At 67.5% G+C, this 1,009-nt stretch carries 2 protein-coding genes; both read left to right on the top strand.

Annotation, left to right across the window (positions count from 1 at the left end; all coding sequences use genetic code 11):
• On the top strand, positions 1-342 hold a 342-nt coding region (locus tag AC5LUJ_RS08890; protein ID WP_493464758.1), incomplete at its 5' end, for a hypothetical protein.
• A 43-nt stretch (positions 343-385) separates the two neighbouring features.
• Positions 386-814: a DUF6112 family protein gene (locus tag AC5LUJ_RS08885; RefSeq protein ID WP_250293039.1), complete on the top strand. Its 429-nt coding sequence runs from the start codon at positions 386-388 to the stop codon at positions 812-814.
• Positions 815-1,009: the final 195 nt, after the last annotated feature.

Here is a 1,009-nt window from a genome sequence, read left to right as displayed (position 1 = left end):
CGCTGGTCGCCGCAGACCCGCTCGGCCGCGGCCAAGCTGGCCCGGCGGGTCGACGCGCTGGTGCGCATCCCGTATGACACACGACTCGACGACGAGATACCCGACCACGCCCACAGCGCTCCCCGGCACGCTCCGGGCTCGCCGCCGCCCGGCGGGCGTCCAGCGATCGTCCTGTCCCGGGTGCGGTGGCGCAGCCGACGGGCATTTCTCCGGCTGGCCGCGACTGTCGTCGACGCCTGTGACGATCCCGACAGCACGGTTCCTGAGGAAGATGAGAGCGACAACACAACCATCGCCGCCACCACCACCTCCAAAGATCGCGGTTTGATTCCCGGCGTATGATCCGACGATCTGCGTGCCGGACCGAGTTCAGAAGGGAACAGTGATGATCGTCCATGCTGTGACCGCACAGGCGACGATCGTCCTGGCTCAGGTAGAGGTCAAGCCCGACGACTCCAAGGCCCCTGGGATCAACGCGCTCAAAGATCTTGTCAACGGCCTGGCCGCATACGCGGTGATCGCCGCTGTGGCCTCCGTGCTGCTCGGCGGAATCGCCTGGGCGCTCGGCGAGCGGATGGGTCTCGACCGCACCTCGGCAGTCGGCAAGAGCGGCGTACTCGCCGGCTTCGGGCTGGCCTTCCTCGTCGGTGCCACGGCCGCCGTCGTCAACTTCTTTCTCGCTACCGGAGCCTCCGCGTCGTCCGGCGCCGGCAACCAGCCGCAGGGGCTGGACAGGCCAGCCATCATCGAAACGATCGACCTCCAGGAGCCTGTTCAGGCCCTCCACCACAGCCCGTCTGACTGGTTCTCGTGAAACCTGACGGCTGATGTTGGGATGATGGATCCGCTGCCGTCGCGCGAGTAGTCGCGTCCGAGGCTGTCACACCGAGGGAGGGATGTTGGTCAACCAGGCTGACTGGCCCATGCGCCGTCCCGTCGGCCTCCTGGTGGCAGCCGGAGCGGTGACCATGACGGCCGGCATCCTCATCGGACGCTACGCGATCCCGTC

The organism is Protofrankia sp. CiP1_Cm_nod3, from assembly GCF_982290655.1.
Note: the sequence above shows the minus strand (reverse complement) of the source record. Positions and strands in the feature narration are given on the sequence as shown.

Bases quoted from the DNA above. Each gene is read 5' to 3' on its own strand.
- AC5LUJ_RS08885 (WP_250293039.1), top strand. From the start codon at position 386: ATGATCGTCCATGCTGTGACCGCACAGGCGACGATCGTCCTGGCTCAG.